The organism is Ferrovibrio sp., from assembly GCF_964218355.1.
Taxonomy (GTDB): domain Bacteria; phylum Pseudomonadota; class Alphaproteobacteria; order Ferrovibrionales; family Ferrovibrionaceae; genus Ferrovibrio.
Window position 1 is genome coordinate 99,802 of sequence record NZ_CAXPMC010000011.1, and the last position, 19,247, is coordinate 119,048.

Below are 19,247 nucleotides of genomic sequence, written 5' to 3' on the forward strand. Positions count from 1 at the left end.
CCCCCCAAAACGGAGACGCGGAAAGGGCGGCTGGGCCCCGGGTCTTCGCCCGGGGCGACGATCTTTGTTGATGGCGGCATGCCCGCGGAGGCCCCCCGGGGTCGAAGCGGCGGCCGGTCTCTGCTAGACCGGAAGGGCAGCGGCGAATCGGCGCCGCGTCACCCGGTCGGCATGAGCGTTTCTCCCTCCGCAGATTTCCGCGAATCCATTGGCGCCGGCGGCCCCATGCAGGCCGCCGAGGCGGCCCTGCATTCGGTGTTCGGCTTCGAGGCCTTCCGCGCCGGCCAGGCCGAGATCGTGCAGGCGCTGCTCGCCGGCGAGGACGTGCTCGCCGTGATGCCGACCGGCTCGGGCAAGTCGCTCTGCTACCAGCTGCCCGCCATCATTTCCGGCGGCCTCACGGTGGTGGTCTCGCCGCTGATCGCGCTGATGCGCGACCAGGTGCGCCAGCTGCAGGGGCTGGGGGTGAATGCGGCGGCGCTGAACTCGGCGATTTCCGACGACGAGGCGGCGCGCATCCACCGCGACCTGCGGGATGGTTCTCTCCGGCTGCTCTATGTGGCGCCGGAGCGGCTGGTGCGCGACGGCACCGTGGCGATGCTCAACCGTCACAAGGTCCGGCTGCTGGCCATCGACGAGGCCCATTGCGTCTCGCAATGGGGCCATGATTTCCGCCCGGAATATCTGGCGCTGGGTGCCGTGCGCGCCGATCTCGGCGCGCCGCCCACCATCGCGCTGACCGCCACCGCCGATGCGCCGACCCGCGCCGATATCCGCCAGAAGCTGTTCGGCGAGAGCAATCCCCGGCAGTTCATCCGCAGCTTCGACCGCCCCAACCTGCATCTGATGATGCAGCCCAAGGCCAGCGCCAGGCAGCAGATCAGCCGCTTCATCGCCGCGCGACGGGGCCTCAGCGGCATCGTCTACTGCTCGTCGCGCAAGCGCACGGAGGATCTCGCCGCCGGCCTCGTCGCGCTCGGCCATGACGCGCTGCCCTATCATGCGGGGCTCGAACAGCGCCTGCGCGATGCCAACCAGGACAGATTCCTGCGCGATGACGGCGTGGTGATGGTGGCCACCGTCGCCTTCGGCATGGGCATCGACAAGCCCGATGTGCGCTATGTCTGCCATGCCGACCTGCCGGCCAATGTGGAGGCCTATTACCAGGAGATCGGCCGCGCCGGCCGCGACGGCCTGCCGGCCGAGACGCTGACCCTGTATGGCCTCGACGACATGCGCTTCCGCCGCCTGCAGATCGAGCAGGGCGAGGCCAACGAGGACAGGAAAAGGATCGAGCGCCAGCGGTTCAACGCGCTGGTGGCGCTCTGCGAAAGTCCGCGCTGCCGCCGGCAGACGCTGCTCGCATACTTTGGCGAGGAGAGCGCGCCCTGCGGCAACTGCGATCTCTGCCAGGAGGGCGTGGCGCGGTTCGATGCCACCATCGAGGCGCAGAAGGCGATGTCGGCCATCGCCCGCACCGGCCAGCGTTTCGGCACCGAGCATCTGGTGCAGATCCTGACCGGCAATGCCACCGATGCCATCCTGCGGCTGGAGCATGACCGGCTGCCCACCTTCGGCGTCGGCAGGGACCGCGACCTGCATGCCTGGCGCTCGATCTTCCGCCAGCTCTACGGGGCAGGGCTGATCGATCTCGACATCACCGAGGGCGGCGGCTGGTTCATCACGGATTCCGGCCGCGCCGTGCTGAAGGGCCAGCAGCGGATCGAGCTGCGCGCCGAAAGCCTGACCGGCGGCCGGGCGAAAGACCGCCGCCGCGGTGCCGGCGCATCGGCGGCCGCCGAAGCCATGCTGTCGGCGGCCGACCAGGCTTTGCTCGCGGCGCTGAAGGACCTGCGGCGCCGGCTGGCGACCGAGCTGCAGCAGCCGGCGTATCTCGTCTTCTCGGACCGCACCCTGATCGAACTCGCCGTCAAGCGGCCGGGCAGCCTGTACCGCATGGCCGACATTCACGGCATCGGCCAGGCCAAGCTCGACCGCTTCGGCCAGGCCTTTCTCGACGTGGTGCTGGCGCAGGATGCGCCGGCGCAAGAGGCCGCCGACTAGCCTCTGACGACCCTGGCGATCTCGGCCGCGGCCCGGTGGGCGCCGCGGATCGGCAGGATCGGCCAGACATGGATCATCCCCGGCGCTTCCGTGTAGCTGGCCAGCGGTACGCCTTCGCGGGCGCAGCGGTCGCGCAGGTCGCGGCAGTCGGGCAGCAGAATGTCGCGCTGGCCGATCCAGACATGCAGCCGGCCGAGGCCTCTGACGGGGCCATTGATCGGACTGATGCGCGGATGCTGGTGATCCTCGCCGGCGGCCCACAGGCGCGCGGCCTCCAGCGCGCCCGGCACCTTCAGCCAGGGATCATGGGGCTGCACGGCGGCGATGCCGGGATTCCTCGCCGTCACCTCCAGCCAGGGCGAAATCATCACGATGTCGCGCGGCTGCGGCAGGTGATGCTCGGGCAGGGTCTGCGCCAGCGCCAGCGCCAGGCCGCCGCCGGCACTGTCGCCCGACAGCACCAGATTTTCCGGCGCGGTGACGGCGGCCAGCCGGCGGTATACCTCGGTGACGAAGGGAAAGGCCTCGCGGTGGCTGGCTTCCGGCGCCAGCGGATAGATCGGGATGGTCACCGTGCAGCCGGTGGCATCCACCAGCCCGGCGAGGAAGCGCCAGTGAAACGGGCTGATGCCCGACACATAGGCGCCGCCATGCAGATGCATCACGCGGGTGGCGCTGCCGCCCTGTTTCGGCGCCAGGGTGTAGACCGGGCAGCCCAGCACATCCTCGCGGCTGACGGCATGGCTGCGGGCGATGGCCGCCGGCGGTTCCGGGCTGAAGCCGCGGCGTTCCTTCGCGATCTCGCGGTGCAGGTCGGCGGCGGAGCGGAACTTGCGGGTGCGGCCGGTGAAGCGCAGCACCGCGATCAGCAGCGGCAGCGGAATGGTCGCCATTCTTTTTGTTTCCCCCCGGTCAGGTCTTTTATGCGGCGTCGGCGATCTCGCAGACGATCGGCGTGTGGTCCGATGCCTTCTCTTTTCCGCGCGGCCCGCGGTCGATCTCGCAGGCGACCAGCCGGTCGGCCAGCTGCGGCGACAGCAGGAAATGATCGATGCGCAGGCCGTTATTCTTCGGCCAGGCGCCGGCCTGGTAATCCCAGAAGGTGTAGTCTACCGTCTTCGGGTGCAGGGCGCGCCAGGCTTCGGTGAGGCCGAGATTGAGCAGGCGGCGGAAGGCACGGCGGCTGTCGGGCCAGCACAGGGCGTCGTCGGCGAAGCCTGCCGGATCGAACACGTCGACATCCAGCGGGCAGACATTGTAGTCGCCGGCCATCAGGAAGGGGCGCTCCTGCGCCAGCAGTCCGGCGGCGCGGGCCTGCAGGCGCTGCATCCAGCCGAGCTTGTAGTCGTATTTCGGGCCCGGCCGCGGATTGCCGTTCGGCAGGTAGAGGCCGCAGATCGTCACGTCGCCGAAATCCGCCTCGATGTAGCGCGCCTGCTCGTCGGTCTCGTCGCCGGGCAGCCGGCTGCGCACGGCATCGGGCTTCGCGCGGCTGAGGACGGCGACGCCGTTATAGGTCTTCTGGCCGTGGGTATGGACCTGATAGCCGAGCGACTGGAATTCCAGTGCCGGAAAGTCCGCATCCTGGCATTTGATCTCCTGCAGCAGCAGGACATCCGGTTTGGCCTCGCGCAGCCAGTCGGTGACATTGGCCAGCCGCGCCTTGACCGAATTGACGTTCCAGGAGGCGATGCGCACGGAGCAGGCAGCCTACATCGCAAACGAATTGCCGCAGCCGCAGCTGGAGCTGGCCTGCGGGTTGCTGATCTTGAAATAGGCGCCGGTCAGGTCCTCGACGAAGTCGATCTCGGCGCCGCGCAGGTATTCCAGCGACACGGAATCGATATAGACCTTCGCGCCGTCGCGCTCGATCACGATGTCGTCCGGGGTTTCGGCATCGTCCAGGGTGAAGCCGTACTGGAAGCCCGAGCAGCCGCCGCCGGAGACGCTGAGCCTGAGCGCCAGCGCCGGATTGCCCTCCAGCTCGGCCACCTTGCGGATGCGCCGGGCGGCGGAGGCGGTCACGCCGACCATGCCTCCGGCGGCGGCAGGGGCCGGCGGGGGGCTGGCGGGGGCATCGGTGCGGGCGTCGGTCATCGGCTGTTTACACTCGGTTTACCAATAATTTGCCACATTGTGAGAGCAATTTAGGGAACATTGCGCGGAAGTCAATTTTGGCAGGGCGCGCGGGCGGCGCGTTGCGGCAGGCAGGGCCAGTCGCTAGTGTCCGGCCCGATTCCAGGATGACCAGAAAAGCCTTTCCGAAATGAACGTTTTCACCGAATTCCGCCGCGCCGTGACGGCCGCCATCCGCACCCTGTCGGAACAGGGCGTGCTGGCCGGCGAACTGCCCCAGAACAAGCAAGGCATGGCCGCCATTGCCGTGGAGCCGCCGCGCGATCCGTCCCATGGCGATCTGGCCACCAATGTCGCCATGGTGCTCGGCAAACCGGCGAAAATGGCGCCGCGGGCCCTGGCCGAGGCGATCAAGCCGCTGCTGGAGGCGCATCCGGCCGTCGAGGCCGTCGAGATCGCCGGCCCCGGCTTCATCAACCTGCGTCTGGCCCCCAGCTACTGGCAGCAGCAGATCGGGGTGATCCTCCGGGCCGGCCCCGCCTATGGCGACAGCGAGATGGGGCAGGGCCAGCCGGTGAACGTGGAATATGTCTCGGCCAATCCGACCGGGCCGATGCATGTCGGGCATTGCCGCGGCGCCGTGTTCGGCGATGCGCTGGCCGCCCTGCTGCAGAAGGCCGGCTTCCAGGTCTGCCGCGAATACTACATCAACGATGCCGGCGCCCAGGTCGACGTGCTGGCCCGTTCGGCCCATCTGCGCTACCGCGAGGCGCTGGGCGAGACGATCAGCATCCCGGAAGGCCTGTATCCCGGCGACTATCTCGTCCCGCTGGGGCAGGCGCTGGCCGCGAAATACGGCGACAAGTACAAGACCGCGCCCGAGAGCGACTGGCTGGCGCTGTTCCGCAGGGAAGCCACCGACGCCATGATGGCGATGGTGCGCGACGACCTGGCGGCGCTGAACATCCACCATGCCGTCTTCACCTCGGAAAAGGCGCTGCATGACAGCGGCGCGGTGCAGGGCGCCTTCGACCGCCTGAAGCAGCGCGGCCTGATCTATACCGGCGTGCTGGAACCGCCGAAGGGCAAGACCCCGGACGATTACGAGCCCCGCCCGCAGGAGCTGTTCAAGGCCAGCGAATACGGCGACGACACCGACCGGCCGCTGAAGAAATCCGATGGGTCATGGACCTATTTCGGCGCCGACATCGCCTATCACGACGACAAGTACCGGCGCGGCTTCCGCCAGATGATCGATGTCTGGGGCGCCGACCATGGCGGCTATGTGAAGCGCATGAAGGCCGCGGTGAAGGCGATTTCCAACGGCGAGGGCGACCTCGACGTCAAACTGGTGCAGATGGTCAACCTGCTGGATGGCGGCCAGCCGGTGAAGATGTCCAAGCGGGCCGGCACCTTCGTGACCCTGCGCGACGTGGTGGATGAAGTCGGCAAGGATGTCGTGCGCTTCATCATGCTGACCCGCAAGAACGACGCGCAGCTGGATTTCGATTTCAGGAAGGTCACCGAACAGTCCAAGGACAACCCGGTCTTCTACGTGCAGTATGCCCATGCGCGCATCTGTTCGGTGCTGCGCAATGCCGTGGCGGAAGTGCCGGATATCGACACGGAAGACGGCGCCCTGGCCCAGGCCGACATGACCCGGCTGCAGCATCCGTCGGAACTGGCGCTGGTCAAGCTGCTGGCCGGCTGGCCGCGGCTGGTGGACAGCGCGGCCGAGGCCCACGAGCCGCACCGGGTGGCCTTCTACCTGCAGGATGTCGCGGCGGCCTTCCACGGTCTGTGGAATGTCGGCCGCGACGATACCAGCGTGCGCTTCCTGCTGCCGGAAGATCTGCCGCTGACCCGGGCGCGGCTGGCGCTGCTGCGGGCCGTGGCCATCGTGATCGCGTCGGGCCTGTCGGTGATGGGCGTGACGCCAGTTGAAGAGATGAGGTGAGTGATGAGCGATCTGCGAACCGACCGGGGCTCGCGCCCGGTTCCCGGCGATGCCGAGCCGCAGGGCGGCAGCCCGAAACGCATGATCACCGCGGCCATTGCGCTGGGCGCGGTGGCGGCTTTCGGCATCGGCATCTGGTTCGCCTATGACCAGGGCGTGAAGCGCGGCGCCAGCGGCGCGCCGCCGCTGGTGCGTGCCGATCAGGGGCCGGCGAAAGTGGCGCCGGAGAATCCCGGCGGCATGCAGATCCCGAACCAGGACAAGCAGATCTACGACCGCATCGGCGGCAATCCGCCGGGCGGCAGCGACGATGGCAGGACCGAACGCCTGCTGCCGCCGCCGGAGCGTCCGGCTGCCGTGGCGACCGCGCCCGCCGGCAATGCCGCCAGCACCTCGCCTGCGGTGACGGTGCCAACGCGTCCCGCGCCCAGCATGGTGCCAGGAAGCGTTCCGGGCAGCGTTCCGAACCAGACCACGGCGCCGAGCCCGACGCCGGTCCCGGCTGCCGGCCAGACGGCGCCGAAGCCGGCCGAACCACCGAAGGCCGCGGAAACCCGGCCGGCCGAGAGTAAACCGGCCGAGAGCAAACCCGCCGAGAAGCCGGCCGCCAGGCCGGCGGCGGATGAGCCGGCAAAGACCGCCTCGCTGGCGGCGCCCGGCGGCACCGGGCGGGTGCAGCTCGCCTCGCTGAAGGACCAGGACGATGCGCAGCGCACCTGGGGCGTGCTGCAGAAGAAATTCCCCGAGCTGCAGGGCCTGACGCCGGCTTACGAGAAGGTCGAGATTCCGGGCAAGGGCACCTTCGTGCGGCTGCAGGTCGGCCCGCTGAAGGACCGCTCTGCCGCACAGGCCCTGTGCCAGCAGCTGGCCGCCAAGAACCAGGGCTGCATCGTTGTCAGCCGCTGACCCCGGCGCCGGCGTTTCCGCCATCGACTGGGGCGGCTACGCGCCGGTGGTGGTCGGCTGTGCCGGGCCGCAGCTGACGGCGGAAGAGCGCGTGCTGTTCGGCGTGCGCAAGCCGCTGGGCCTGATCCTGTTCGCGCGCAACATCGACAGCCCGGCGCAGGTCCGCTCGCTGGTCGCGGATTTCCGCGGCATCGTCGGCAACGACCTGGCGCCGGTGCTGATCGACCAGGAGGGCGGCCGCGTCGCCCGGCTGAAGCCGCCGCACTGGCCGAAATACCCGCCCGGCGCCGTGTTCGGCCGCCTCTATGCGCAGGATCGTGCCGCCGGCGAGGAGGCGGCCTATCTGAATTACCGCCTGATCGGTGCCGATCTGGCGGCCCTGGGCATCGATGTCGACTGTGCGCCGGTGGCCGACCTGCCGGTGGAAGGCGCCCATGACGTGATCGGCGACCGCGCCTATGGCCGCGATGCCGGCACCGTGGCGGCGATCGGCCACGCCGTCATGCGCGGGCTGGTCGATGCCGGCGTGCTGCCCGTCATCAAGCATATTCCCGGCCATGGCCGCTCCCATGTCGACAGCCATCTTGACCTGCCGGTGGTGGATACCGATCTGGCAGAGATGGCCCACAGCGATTTCCGGCCCTTCGTGGCCCTGAAGGATGCCCCCGGCGGCACGCCGCTCTGGGCGATGACCGCCCATATCGTCTACAGCGCCATCGATCCCGGGCAGCCGGCCACCATGTCGCCGCAGGTGATCGGCGAAATCATCCGCCAGCGGATCGGCTTCGACGGGGTGCTGGTCACCGACGATCTCAACATGAAGGCGCTGAAGGGCAGTCCGGCGGAATCCGGCCGCGCCGCCCTGCAGGCGGGCTGCGACCTGGTGCTGCATTGCTCGGGCGACCTTCCTGAAATGCAGGCGCTGTTCGCGGCGCTGCCGGCCATGACCGATGCCGCCGCGCGGCGGGTGGCGGCGGCCCGTGCCGCGCTGCCGGTGCGGCCGGCGCCGCTTTCGGCCGCCGAGGAGGCCCGCTACCGCCAGCTGATGGACCGGGTCCCGGCATGACCGGGGACATTGCCGGCCTGCTCTTCACCGCTTCGACCTGGGTGCTGCCGGTGCTGCTGGCGATCACCCTGCACGAGGCGGCCCATGGCTGGGTGGCCTGGAAGCTGGGCGACGACACCGCCATGCGGGCCGGCCGGGTCAGCTTCAACCCCCTGCGCCATGTCGATCCCATGGGCACGGTGATCCTGCCGGCGATGCTGATGCTGATGCGGGCGCCGTTCCTGTTCGGCTGGGCAAAGCCGGTGCCGGTGAATTTCTGGAACCTGCCGCATCCGCGGCGCGACATGGCCATCGTGGCCGCCGCCGGGCCGGCCGTGAACCTGATGCAGGCCTTCATTGCCATGCTGGGGTTCCACCTGCTGCCGGCCGAGGGTGGTCAGGGCTTGATCTGGATTGCCTCGAGCCTGAATAATGCCATTCTTATCAATCTGATATTGTGTGTTTTTAATCTTATTCCCCTGCCGCCGCTGGATGGCGGGCGGGTGGCGGTCGGCCTGCTGCCGCTGGCGCTGGCGCGCCCCTTGGCCCGTCTGGAGCGCTATGGCATGGTCATCCTGCTGATTCTCATGCTTGGCGTGCCGCTGATCGCGCGGGAATTCGGCGCCAACTGGAACCCGCTGTTCGAGCTGATTGCGCCGATCATCGACGGGCTGCGGGACATCCTGCTTGTGTTGGCCGGACTGAAGGATTAACACCCCCGTTCCGCAATGTTGGGAATCCGGGGCCGGAACGTGGATCTAGAGGCCGTGAGCGACAGCGCAGAGACACCCGATACCGCGCCCGAGGCCTTCGAGCAGGCCCAGCGCGACGGCCTGGCCGGCGACGAGAGCGGCATTCGGCTCGGCGAGCAGTTCGTGCTGTCGCTGGATGTCTTCGAGGGGCCGCTGGACGTCCTGCTGACCCTGGCCCGCGAGCAGAAGGTCGATCTGCGCAAGATCTCGATCCTGGCCCTGGCCGAACAGTATCTCGGCTTCATCGCCGAGCTGCGCAAGGTGCGCATCGAGATCGCCGCCGACTATCTCGTGATGGCGGCCTGGCTGGCCTACCTGAAATCCCGCCTGCTGCTGCCCGAGCCGGAAAAGGAGGGCGAGCCCTCCGGCGCTGACATGGCCGCGCGGCTGGCCCTGCAGCTGCAGCGGCTGGAGGCGATGCGCAAGGCGGCCGAGCAGCTGATGAGCCGCGACCAGGTGGGCCTCGCCATGTTCCTGCGCGGCAGGCCCGAGGGCGTGCGCATCATCCGCAAGTCGGTCTACAACGCCACGCTCTACGAACTGCTGAAGGCCTATGCTGAATTCCGTGCCAGCAAGGGGTCTGACGAAGCCCTGACCATGCGCGTGGCGCGCCGCCGCATCGTCTCGGTCGAGGAGGCGCTGGCCCGGCTGCGCACCATGATCGGGCAGATACCCGACTGGGCGACCCTGCAGAGCTTCCTGCCGCCCGAACTGGACGATCCCTTCACGATGCGCTCGGCCATCGCCTCAACCTTCAATGCCAGCCTGGAAATGGCCAAGCAGGGCATGATCGAGCTGAAGCAGGTGCAGAGCTTCGGCCCCATTTACATCCGCCGCCAGGCCAATCCGCAGCCGGCGGTTCCCAATCCGGAAGAGTAAGCAATGCAGTCGAACGACGCTTTGCCGGCCGAGGAGCGGCCGGAGGACGAAACCGAAATCGCCATGGCGGCCGAGGCCGAGACGGCGGTGCCGGACGCCGTGGCCGGCGACAGTGCGGCCGATGACGATCGCGACGGGTCCGAAGACGGCGAGCCCGGGGACGGGGAGTCCGAAGACGGGGAGACCGAGGGCTCGGAGGAAGACGCCTTCGCCGCTGCCGTCCGCATGGCCGAAGCGCTGCTGTTCGCCGCCGCCGAACCGCTGGACGAGGCGACCCTGCGCAAGCGCCTGCCGCCGAAGACCCGCGTGCCGGCCGTGCTGGCGGCGCTGGAGGACATGTATCGCAGCCGCGGCGTGATCCTGAAGAAGGTGGCGGGTCGCTGGTCGTTCATGACCGCGCCGGACCTGCAGCATCTGCTGGAAGAGCATCGCCAGGTGCAGCGCAAGCTGTCGCGGGCGGCCATCGAGACGCTGGCGATCATCGCCTATCACCAGCCGGTGACACGGGCCGAGATCGAGGAAATCCGCGGCGTCGGCCTCAGCCGCGGCACGCTGGACGTGCTGATGGAAGCCGACTGGGTGAAGGTGCGCGGCCGCCGCCGGGTGCCGGGCCGCCCGGTCACCTACGGCACGTCGGACGAATTCCTGGTGCATTTCGGTCTTGAAAGCGCCGATGCCCTGCCGGGTATCGAGGAACTGCGCGCTGCCGGCCTGCTGGAGGCGCTGCCGGCCTCGGGCGGCATTCCGATGCCGGGCGAGACACTGGATTCCGCGCCGGAAGACCCGCTGGACGATGACGATGACGGCCGCGAGTTCCTTGAGCCGCTGATCCCGGAAGCCGAGGAGAAGGCCGCGGCCGAAGGCAGCGCCGGCGACGCGGACGAGGATGACGATGACGACGGGTCCGACGCGGACGAGGAGGACTCGGACGATGACGGGGATTCGGACGACGACGGGGATTCGGACGACGAAGACGACGACAGCGATGACGACGACTTCGACGATGACGATGATGATGACGAGTTTGACGACGACGACGAGGACGATGAGTCCGATGACGACGACGGAAACTCGGAAGACGGCGAATCCGGGCCGCGGCACGGCCTCTGAGGCCCGGCATGGGTGAGGGCGCGGCAACCGAGGGGCTCGCCCTCAGCGGGATTACCCATCATTTCGGCGACCGGCGGGCCGTCGACGATGTGTCCTTCACGGTCGCGCCGGGTGAAATCCTCGGCCTGCTCGGCCCGTCGGGCTGCGGCAAGTCGACGACGCTGCGGCTGGCGGCCGGGCTGGAAGACCTGCAGCAGGGCGAGGTGCGGATCGGCGGCCGCGTCGTCGCCCGCCCCGGCGCCGCCCTGCCCACCGAGCAGCGCCATGTCGGCATGGTGTTCCAGGATCATGCGCTGTTTCCGCACCTGACCGTGGCCGACAACATCATGTTCGGCCTCAGCCGGCTGCCGGCGGCGGAGCGGCAGCAGCGTGCCGCGCTGTGGGCCGGCCGGCTCGGTCTGCAGCATCATCTGGATGCCTATCCGCACCAGCTGTCCGGCGGCGAGCAGCAGCGGGTCGCGCTGGCTCGCGCGCTGGCGCCGGAACCGCGGGTGATGCTGCTGGACGAGCCGTTTTCCAGCCTCGACAGCCGCCTGCGTGACCAGATCCGCGACGAGACCGTGGCCGTGCTCAAGCAGGCCGGCACCGCCACTCTGCTGGTGACCCATGATCCCGACGAGGCCATGCGCATGGGCGACCGCATCGCCATCATGCGGGCCGGGCGGATCGAGCAGCTCGACACGCCGGCCCGGGTCTACGGTGCGCCGGGCACGCCCTTCGCGGCGCGGTTCTTAAGCGAGACCAACGAAATCCGCGGCCGCATCGAGGCGGGGGCGCTGCAGACGCCGTTCGGCCCGGTGCCGGCCGCCGGTTTCGCCGAGGGCAGCCCGGCGATGCTGATGTTCCGGCCCGAGGCGCTGGAACTGCGCGGCGGCGAGGGGCTGGCCATGACGGTGGAGCGGGCGCTGGCGCTCGGGCCCTACCGGCGGCTCGATCTGGCGGGTGCCGGACTGAAACTGGCGGCACGGCTGCCGCCCGGCCCGCTGCCGGCAGCCGGCAGCACCCTGAATTTCGGGCTTAACCGCGAATACTGCTTCGTTTTTCCGGTTGCCTGACCGGCCCGGAAATTATGGCCCGAAAGTTGCGCGGGCGGCGCCAACTCTGCCATAGTGCGGCGTGGTTTCGGCAGGCCGCAGGGCCGCCCGGTCCGCTGCGGGGTGCGAGGAGATAAGGGTATGGGTTCGTTTAGCATTTGGCATTGGATCATCGTGCTGGTGATCGTGCTGCTGTTGTTCGGTCGCGGCAAGATTCCGAGCCTGATGGGCGACGTGGCCGCTGGCATCAAGAGCTTCCGCAAGGGCATGAAGGAAGAGCCCGGTGCCGAGCCGAAGGACAAGCCGGCCGATCCGACCGTGATCAACCAGCAGAGCCAGCCGACCGGCGGTGCCGCCAATACCGGCACGCCGGCCGACAAGTCCGCGCAGAACTGACGCGCGGCTTGCGGCAGGGGGCGGGGGTGCAGCAACCCCTTTCTGGCGCCGGCTCTGACCGGCGCCGTTTCTTCGTGACAGGCGGATAGGCGGCGATGTTCGACATTGCCTGGTCAGAACTCGGGTTGGTGGCGGTGGTGGCGCTGGTCGTCATCGGGCCGAAGGACCTGCCCAAGGTGCTGCGCACCGTCGGCCAGTGGACATCGAAGGCCCGGTCGATGGCCCGGGAATTCCAGAGCGGCCTCGACGACATGGTGCGCGAGGCCGAACTCGAGGATCTGCGCAAGGCGGCCAAGGATGTCAGCAGTTTCTCGCTCGAGAACGAAATCAAGAAGACCGTGGACCCAGACGGCGCCATCGGCGGCGATTTCAAGCAGGTGGAAGCCGAGATGAACGCGATGCTGAACGAGCCGGACAGCCAGCCGGCCCCGGCCGCATCGGTGCCGGCGCCCGAGCCGGCCGCCGCGCCTGCCGACGAAACCGGCAAGGACGGAAAAACGCCGTGACCGAGGCCCAGCAGCCGGAACCGGAAACCAGGCCGGAGGACGAGGTCGAATCCTCGCGGATGCCGCTGATCGAGCATCTGGTCGAGCTGCGCAACCGCCTGCTCTATTCGATCGTTGCCATCGCGCTGGCGTTCTTCGTCTGCTACTACTTCTCGGCCCATATCTATGAGCTGCTGATGCAGCCGCTGGTATCGGCGATCGGCACCGAAGGGCGGCGGATGATCTTCACCGCGCCGCAGGAAGCCTTTTTCACCTATATCCAGCTGTCGCTGTGGGCGGCCCTGCTGCTCAGCTTTCCGATCATCGCCAGCCAGATCTGGATGTTCGTCGCACCGGGCCTGTACAAGCACGAGCGCAAGGCCTTCCTGCCGTTCCTGGCGGCAACGCCGGTGATGTTCGCCCTCGGCTCGGCCTTCGTGTATTTCCTGGTGATGCCGATGGCGCTGACTTTCTTCAGCGGTTTCGAGGCGCAGGGCGGGCCGGACAGCATCCCGATCCAGATGGAAACCAGGGTCAGCGAGTATCTCTCGCTGGTGATGACCCTGATCTTCGCCTTCGGCATCGCCTTCGAGCTGCCGGTGCTGCTGACCCTGCTGGGCCGGGTTGGCATCGTCAGCTCCGAGGGCCTCGCCTCGAAACGCAAATACGCCATCGTCGGCATTTTCATCTTTGCCGCCATCGTCACCCCGCCGGACGTGATCAGCCAGATCGCACTGGCGGTGCCGCTGCTGGCGCTGTACGAGATTTCGGTGGTCATGGTGCGCCTGATCGAGCGTGACCGGGCCCGGCGCGAGGCGGCGGCAGCCGGCTCATCGTCCCAGTCCTGACGGAACTTCGCCATGCATGACATCAAATCCATCCGGGACAATCCGGAGGCCTTCGACCGGGCCATCGCCCGCCGCGGTGCCGCACCGCAGGCGGAAACGCTGATCGCGCTGGACAGGACCCGCCGCGCCGCCCAGGCCGAGTTCGACGAGCTGCAGGCGAAGCGCAACACGGCGTCCAAGGCAATCGGTGCCGCGAAGGCCCAGAAGGACGAGGCAAAGGCCCAGGCCCTGATGGCCGAGGTGGCCGAGCTGAAGGACCGGCTGGCGGCGCTGGAAGGCCAGCAGAAGGAGGCCGAGGCGGCGCTGGCCGATGCGCTGTCGCGGATTCCGAACCTGCCGGCCGACGACGTGCCGGACGGCACCGATGAGAGCTTCAATGTCGAGCTGCGTCAGCACGGCGCGCCGAGGAAATACAGCTTCAGGCCGAAGGAGCATTTCGATCTCGGCGAGGGGCTCGGCTACATGGATTTCGCCGCCGGCGTGAAACTGGCCGGTGCCCGCTTCACCGTGGTGCGCAGCCAGCTGGCCCGGCTCAGCCGCGCGCTCGGCCAGTTCATGCTGGACCTGCATACCAGCGAGTTCGGCTATACCGAGATGCAGCCGCCGCTGCTGGTCAACGACGACACCGCCTATGGCACCGGGCAACTGCCGAAATTCGGCGATGATCTGTTCCGCACCACCACCGGCTACTGGCTGATCCCGACCGCGGAAGTGCCGCTGACCAATCTGGCCCGCGACCTGATCATCGACGAGGCCGAGCTGCCCTGGCGCATGACCGCGCTGACCCCGTGTTTCCGCTCCGAGGCCGGTGCGGCCGGCCGCGATACCCGCGGCATGATCCGCCAGCACCAGTTCGACAAGGTGGAGCTGGTCAGCATCGTCACCGCCGACAAGTCGGTGGAAGAGCATGAGCGGATGACGGAAGCCTCCGAGACGGTGCTGAAGCGCCTCGGCCTGCCGTTCCGCACCATGCTGCTCTGTGCCGGTGACATGGGCGGCGCGGCGCGCAAGACCTATGATCTCGAGGTCTGGCTGCCGGGGCAGAACCAGTATCGCGAGATTTCCTCCTGCTCGAACTGCTGGGACTGGCAGGCGCGCCGCATGAATGCGCGCAGCCGCGCGGCCGGCGAGAAGCAGACCCGTTTCGTGCATACCCTGAACGGTTCGGGCGTGGCGGTCGGTCGCGCGCTGATCGCGGTGATGGAGAATTACCAGAACGAGGATGGCAGCATCGCCGTACCCGATGCGCTGGCCCCGTATATGGGCGGCCTGACAAAAATCGAGAAGGTGAAATGATGCGTATCCTGGTGTCCAACGACGACGGCATCCATGCGCCGGGCCTGAAGGTGCTGGAGAAGATCGCGCGCAGCCTGTCGAAGGATGTCTGGGTGGTGGCGCCGGAATTCGAGCAGTCCGGCGCCTCGCATTCGCTGACCCTGACCATGCCGCTGCGCCTGCGCAAGATTGCGGCCCGCAAATATGCCGTGCGCGGCACGCCGACCGACTGCGTCATGATGGCGATGCACGAGATATTCAAGGACAAGAAGCCCGATCTTCTGCTGTCCGGCATCAACCGCGGCGCCAATCTGGGCGAGGATGTCACCTATTCCGGCACCGTGGCCGTGGCAATGGAAGGCTCGCTGCTGGGCGTGCCGTCGATCGCGCTGAGCCAGTGTTTCCAGCACGGCCATCCGGTCAAATGGGCCACCGCCGAGCATCACGCGCCGAAGGTGATCAAAAAACTGCTGAAATCAGGCTGGCCGAAGGGCACGCTGATTAACGTGAACTTCCCCGATGTGGTGGCCGATTCCGTCACCGGCGTCGAGGTGGTGCCGCAGGGCCAGCGCGATCTGACCGACCTGCTGCTGGATGCCCGCGTCGATGCCCGCGGCGTGCCCTATTACTGGATCGGTTTCCGCCGCCAGAAAAGCAAGTCGAAGCGCCATACCGACCTGGGTGCGACCGAGAATGGCGCCATTTCGGTGACGCCGCTGCAGCTCGACCTGACCCATGACGCCAGCATGAAGGCGCTGAAGACGGCCTTGCGCTGACCGGGCCCGTGGATACCCGCGTCATCCAGCTGATCATGGAACTGCGCCGGCAGGGCATCGCGGATACCCGGGTGCTGGCGGCCATGGAACGGGTGCCGCGCGAGCGCTTCGTCGCCGACCAGTTCCTCAAGCATGCCTACGACAACATCGCGCTGCCGATCACCCAGGGACAGACGATCAGCCAGCCCTATGTGGTGGCTTACATGACCGAGGCATTGCAGGTCGGCGACCGCATGAAGGTGCTGGAGATCGGTACCGGGTCGGGCTACCAGACGGCGGTTCTCGCCAGGCTGTGCCGCCGGGTCTACAGCATCGAGCGCTACCGTTCGCTGCTGCAGGCGGCCGAGAAGCGTTTCGCCGATCTTGGCATCACCAATGTCACGGCCATGCTGGGCGACGGCAACAAGGGCTGGCCCGAGCAGGCGCCGTTCGACCGGATTCTGGTCACCGCCGCGGCGGACAGCCGGCCCGGCCGCCTGCTGGACCAGCTGTCGCCCGATGGGGGCATCATGGTGGCGCCGGTCAGCGTGACGACCACCGAGCAGGACGTGATCCGCTATACCCGACATGGCGATGCGATTACCGAGGAGCGGCTGCTGCCGGTGCGCTTCGTGCCGCTGCTGCCCGGCATTGCCCGGGAAGCCAGGCCGGAGTGATCCGGGCCGGCATGGGCCCGGTCGGATTGTGAGCGCCGTCAAAGCGGCCTAGACTTCCGGCCAATGCCTTGGATTCGCCCGATATTGCCGCATCCGGAGAATATTCTCCGCCGGCTGCGGACCTGCGCCGGCCCGGCCATCCTGCTGCTGGCCCTGGCGGCCTGTGGCGTGCAGCCGCCGGCGCCGGTCGAATTCGGCCATCGCGGTGCCGGCCCGCGGGCGGTGGAGCCGGGCCGCAGCGCAGAGGCGGCGCGTATTGCGGTGGCGCCGGGCACGGTGCCGGAAACGGTGACCGTGCAGCCCGGCGATACGGTTTACGCCCTGTCGCGGCGCTATCACCGGCCGGTGCGGGCGATCATCGAGGACAACCGGCTGCAGCCGCCCTACCAGCTGCAGCCGGGCCAGCAGCTGAACATGCCAGGTGGCCGTTTCCACACCGTGCAGCGCGGCGACACGCTGTACAGCATCTCGCGTGCCTATGGCGTCGACCTGTACAGCATCGCCCGCAGCAACGATCTGGAACCGCCCTATACCATCGCCGTGGGCCAGCAGCTGCGCATTTCGGCTTCCGGCGGTTCCGCCATCGCCTCGGCACCTGACGATACGCCGCCGGCTCCGCCGGCCGCGGGTGCCCGTGGCGTCGAGGCCGAAGTCCTGCCGCCACCGGGAACTGCCGAGCCGGCGGGGGAGAAACCGAAGCCGAACCTGCCGCAGGTGATGATGCCGCCATCGCCCGGTGCAGCACCGCAGCAGCCGTCCGGTCCGTCGAAAGCGGAAGAACCGAAAATTGCGGACGCGCCGCCGGTGCCCGCAGAGAAACCGGAAGCCGCGGCCGAACCGGCGAAGCCCCAGCAGCAGGCCGCGGCCGTACCGCCACGGGCGGGCCGCACCTTCTCGTGGCCGGTTCGCGGCCGCATCCTGTCGACCTTCGGGCCGAAAGCCGATGGCCTGCATAACGACGGCATCAACATCGCCGCCCGCGCCGGCGCGCCGGTGATTGCCGCCGAGAATGGCGTGGTGGTCTATGCCGGCAGCGAGTTGCGCGGTTTCGGCAACCTGCTGCTGGTGCGCCATGCCGGCGGCTGGATCACCGCCTATGCCCATCTCGACAGGATCCTCGTCGACAAGGGCCAGCAGGTCTCGCGCGGACAGGCAATCGGCACCGTGGGCAGCAGCGGCGGCGTCAGCCAGCCGCAGTTGCATTTCGAGATCCGCCAGGGCACCCAGGCGGTCGACCCGGCGAAATTCCTGTCGGTGGCCTGACCGTTATTTCGCGGATTTGCCCAGGGATTTTCCCTGGCGGCCGGCAAGGTCCTGGATGAACTGCCAGGCCACGCGGCCCGAGCGCGCACCACGGGTCATCGACCATTCGACCGCTTCGGCACGCAGCTGCTTCTGGTCGATCTTGAGGCCATAGGCGGCGCAGTAGCCGTCCAGCATGGCGAAGAAATCATCCTGGCTGCAGGAATGGAAACCGAGCCAGAGGCCGAAGCGGTCGGACAGCGACACTTTTTCCTCGACGGCCTCGTGCGGGTTGATGGCCGTCGAGCGTTCATTCTCCATCATGTCGCGCGGCAGCAGGTGACGACGGTTCGAGGTGGCATAGAGAACCACGTTGTCGGGCCGGCCCTCGATGCCGCCATCCAGCACGGCCTTCAGCGACTTGTAATGCTGATCCTCGGCGTCGAAGGACAGGTCGTCGCAGAACAGCACGAAGCGGCGCTTCGATATGCGCAGCAGCTTCAGCAGCTGGGGCAGGGTGGGGATGTCCTCGCGGTGGATCTCCACCAGCGCCAGGGCACGGGGCTTGCTGGCATTGATGGCGCCGATGGCGGCCTTGACCAGCGACGACTTGCCCATGCCGCGCGCGCCCCATAACAGGGCGTTGTTGGCCGGCAGGCCCCGGGCGAAACGGCGGGTATTGTCCATCAGGATGTCGCGCACGCGGTCGACACCCTGCAGCAGGTCGAGCGGCACGGCATTGATCACGGGCACCGGCTCCAGCCAGCCCGGGGCGGGTTCGGCATGCCAGATGAAGGCATCGGCATCCGCCTCGTTCCATGCCGGCGCCACCGGCGGGGCCAGCCGCTCCAGCGCAGCGGCAATCCGTTCCAGCAGGGCATGCTCGGCTGACGGCGGGGCGGCGGGGGCGGTCTTCTGACGGGGCGGCATGGCGTTTCTGTCCGGCATTGATGGGCCATTATTGAGACAGATCAATACCCTGCCATCGGGGGCGCGGTAAAGCCGGGATGCTTTCCGGGAGGTTCCGCTGATCCGTGCATCCGATGCCATCCGCACCCATTTCCTAACCAGCCTGAACCGGGCGGCACAGCCTGTCCGGCCGTTCCGGCACTGGCTTCTGGACCGCGTGCTGCCGCTGGAATCGGCGGCTGCGATTGTCGATCTGCCGGTTGCGCCGGCCGTTATCGGCGATACAGGCGGCCGGCGCGACAGCCATAACGAAAGCCGGGTGTTCTTCGCAGGGCAATTGCTGGCGGATCATGCGGTCTGCCGGGATGTCGTGGCCTGTTTCCAGTCTGCGGAAACCGTTGCCGCGCTGCAGCAGGCCACCGGCGCGGTGCTGGAGGGCTGCTTCCTGCGCATCGAATACTGCCAGGACCGCGGCGGCTTCTGGCTTGAACCGCATACCGATATCGGCGCCAAGAAATTCACGATGCTGGTCTACCTGTCCGACGCACCGGATGCTGGCAACTGGGGCACCGACATCTACGATGGCGCGAAACGGCCGGCCGGCCGCGCGCCGGCCGACTTCGATCAGGGGCTGGTCTTCATTCCGGCGGGGGACACATGGCACGGCTTCGAGCCGCGGCCGATCGACGGCATCCGGCGGTCCTTCATCGTCAACTATGTGAGTCCCGCATGGCTTGCCCGGCACGAGCTCGCCTGTCCGGACAGGCCGGTGACGATCCGCATCTGAGCCGGTTCCACCGGCCGTGTATGGCTGGCGGCGGCTTTCCCTTTCCGCCA

20 protein-coding genes are annotated in these 19,247 nt (G+C 68.1%); 16 read left to right on the forward strand and 4 right to left on the reverse strand.

From position 1 onward, the window contains the following. Positions 1-171 precede the first annotated feature (171 nt). Entirely contained in the window at positions 172-2,064 is a 1,893-nt protein-coding gene (recQ, locus tag ACEQZY_RS07210) for a DNA helicase RecQ (RefSeq protein ID WP_370153290.1), read from the forward strand. Here recQ and ACEQZY_RS07215 read toward each other — a convergent pair. Genes ACEQZY_RS07215 through erpA form a run of 3 tightly spaced genes read right to left on the reverse strand, consistent with a single transcriptional unit; the run spans position 2,061 to position 4,161 of the window. After that, on the reverse strand, positions 2,061-2,957 hold the full coding sequence (locus ACEQZY_RS07215; RefSeq protein ID WP_370153292.1) for an alpha/beta hydrolase fold domain-containing protein: 897 nt from the start codon (positions 2,955-2,957) through the stop codon (positions 2,061-2,063). The genes recQ and ACEQZY_RS07215 overlap by 4 nt on opposite strands. Before the next feature lie 28 nt (positions 2,958-2,985). Beyond that, positions 2,986-3,762, reverse strand: a complete 777-nt coding sequence (locus tag ACEQZY_RS07220) for an exodeoxyribonuclease III (protein WP_341704767.1) — start codon at positions 3,760-3,762, stop codon at positions 2,986-2,988. A 12-nt stretch (positions 3,763-3,774) separates the two neighbouring features. After that, complete coding sequence (erpA, locus tag ACEQZY_RS07225; RefSeq protein WP_370153295.1) at positions 3,775-4,161, reverse strand: iron-sulfur cluster insertion protein ErpA; 387 nt, start codon at positions 4,159-4,161, stop codon at positions 3,775-3,777. A 169-nt stretch (positions 4,162-4,330) separates the two neighbouring features. Here erpA and argS point away from each other — a divergent pair, with 169 nt between their 5' ends. The 14 genes from argS to ACEQZY_RS07295 all read left to right on the forward strand — a co-directional run bounded on the left by argS (position 4,331) and on the right by ACEQZY_RS07295 (position 17,522). Further along, positions 4,331-6,097, forward strand: coding sequence for an arginine--tRNA ligase (gene argS, locus ACEQZY_RS07230; protein WP_370153297.1), 1,767 nt, complete (start codon positions 4,331-4,333; stop codon positions 6,095-6,097). A 3-nt stretch (positions 6,098-6,100) separates the two neighbouring features. Further along, positions 6,101-7,003 (forward strand): SPOR domain-containing protein, encoded by a 903-nt coding sequence (locus tag ACEQZY_RS07235; protein WP_341704765.1) that lies wholly within the window; start codon positions 6,101-6,103, stop codon positions 7,001-7,003. Beyond that, on the forward strand, positions 6,990-8,069 hold the full coding sequence (gene nagZ / locus ACEQZY_RS07240) for a beta-N-acetylhexosaminidase (RefSeq protein ID WP_370153299.1): 1,080 nt from the start codon (positions 6,990-6,992) through the stop codon (positions 8,067-8,069). The genes ACEQZY_RS07235 and nagZ overlap by 14 nt, the downstream gene beginning before the upstream one ends. Beyond that, positions 8,066-8,761, forward strand: coding sequence for a site-2 protease family protein (locus ACEQZY_RS07245; RefSeq protein ID WP_341704763.1), 696 nt, complete (start codon positions 8,066-8,068; stop codon positions 8,759-8,761). The genes nagZ and ACEQZY_RS07245 overlap by 4 nt, the downstream gene beginning before the upstream one ends. Positions 8,762-8,815: 54 nt before the next feature. Further along, positions 8,816-9,679: a ScpA family protein gene (locus ACEQZY_RS07250; RefSeq protein ID WP_341704762.1), complete on the forward strand. Its 864-nt coding sequence runs from the start codon at positions 8,816-8,818 to the stop codon at positions 9,677-9,679. Between the two features lie 3 nt (positions 9,680-9,682). Continuing rightward, positions 9,683-10,789: an SMC-Scp complex subunit ScpB gene (gene scpB / locus ACEQZY_RS07255; protein WP_370153302.1), complete on the forward strand. Its 1,107-nt coding sequence runs from the start codon at positions 9,683-9,685 to the stop codon at positions 10,787-10,789. An 8-nt stretch (positions 10,790-10,797) separates the two neighbouring features. Continuing rightward, positions 10,798-11,844, forward strand: a complete 1,047-nt coding sequence (locus tag ACEQZY_RS07260; protein WP_370153304.1) for an ABC transporter ATP-binding protein — start codon at positions 10,798-10,800, stop codon at positions 11,842-11,844. Positions 11,845-11,964: 120 nt separating this feature from the next. Continuing rightward, positions 11,965-12,219 (forward strand): twin-arginine translocase TatA/TatE family subunit, encoded by a 255-nt coding sequence (locus ACEQZY_RS07265; protein WP_341705375.1) that lies wholly within the window; start codon positions 11,965-11,967, stop codon positions 12,217-12,219. Between the two features lie 95 nt (positions 12,220-12,314). Beyond that, complete coding sequence (tatB, locus tag ACEQZY_RS07270) at positions 12,315-12,725, forward strand: Sec-independent protein translocase protein TatB (protein WP_341705376.1); 411 nt, start codon at positions 12,315-12,317, stop codon at positions 12,723-12,725. Next, the gene (gene tatC / locus ACEQZY_RS07275; protein WP_370153307.1) at positions 12,722-13,552 is read left to right on the forward strand and encodes a twin-arginine translocase subunit TatC; all 831 of its coding nucleotides are present in this window, start codon (positions 12,722-12,724) and stop codon (positions 13,550-13,552) included. The genes tatB and tatC overlap by 4 nt, the downstream gene beginning before the upstream one ends. 12 nt (positions 13,553-13,564) lie before the next feature. After that, the gene (serS, locus tag ACEQZY_RS07280) at positions 13,565-14,848 is read left to right on the forward strand and encodes a serine--tRNA ligase (RefSeq protein ID WP_341705378.1); all 1,284 of its coding nucleotides are present in this window, start codon (positions 13,565-13,567) and stop codon (positions 14,846-14,848) included. Next, on the forward strand, positions 14,845-15,603 hold the full coding sequence (surE, locus tag ACEQZY_RS07285; protein WP_341705379.1) for a 5'/3'-nucleotidase SurE: 759 nt from the start codon (positions 14,845-14,847) through the stop codon (positions 15,601-15,603). Before serS ends, surE begins: the two co-directional genes overlap by 4 nt. An 8-nt stretch (positions 15,604-15,611) precedes the next feature. After that, positions 15,612-16,259, forward strand: a complete 648-nt coding sequence (locus ACEQZY_RS07290) for a protein-L-isoaspartate(D-aspartate) O-methyltransferase (RefSeq protein WP_341705380.1) — start codon at positions 15,612-15,614, stop codon at positions 16,257-16,259. 63 nt (positions 16,260-16,322) lie between these two features. Then, positions 16,323-17,522 (forward strand): peptidoglycan DD-metalloendopeptidase family protein, encoded by a 1,200-nt coding sequence (locus tag ACEQZY_RS07295; protein ID WP_370153310.1) that lies wholly within the window; start codon positions 16,323-16,325, stop codon positions 17,520-17,522. A 3-nt stretch (positions 17,523-17,525) separates the two neighbouring features. On the opposite strand, the gene ACEQZY_RS07300 is transcribed toward ACEQZY_RS07295, so the two are convergent. Beyond that, complete coding sequence (locus ACEQZY_RS07300) at positions 17,526-18,431, reverse strand: ATP-binding protein (protein WP_341704539.1); 906 nt, start codon at positions 18,429-18,431, stop codon at positions 17,526-17,528. Between the two features lie 196 nt (positions 18,432-18,627). Between ACEQZY_RS07300 and ACEQZY_RS07305 the strand changes: the two genes are divergently transcribed. Next, on the forward strand, positions 18,628-19,197 hold the full coding sequence (locus tag ACEQZY_RS07305) for a 2OG-Fe(II) oxygenase (protein WP_370153312.1): 570 nt from the start codon (positions 18,628-18,630) through the stop codon (positions 19,195-19,197). Positions 19,198-19,247: the final 50 nt, after the last annotated feature.